The sequence below is a fragment of the Mesorhizobium sp. Arg314 genome (genome assembly GCF_053714275.1).
The window spans coordinates 1-227 of record NZ_JBSKBP010000379.1 but is presented as its reverse complement, the minus strand read 5'-3'; the positions used below and the strand labels follow the sequence as shown (position 1 = coordinate 227).

Annotated in this window: 1 protein-coding gene; it reads left to right on the top strand. The window is 62.6% G+C overall.

The features are described 5' to 3' along the window. A partial coding sequence (locus ACWGS9_RS35945; RefSeq protein WP_454509580.1) for an IS66 family transposase occupies positions 1-227 on the top strand: 227 nt, incomplete at both ends.

Genomic DNA, 227 nt, shown 5'->3' with positions numbered 1-227 from the left:
ATCAACTACATGCTCTCGCGCTGGGAGGACTTTGCCCGCTTCATCGATGACGGCAGAATCTGCCTGACCAACAATGCCGCGGAAAGGGCATTGAGAGGTGTGGCCCTGGGAAGGCGGGCTTGGACATTCGCCGGGAGCCAGCGCGGCGCTGACCGGGCTGCCGTCATGCTGACATCCATCACCACTTGCCGCCTGAACGAGGTCGACCCAAAAGCCTGGCTCGCCGA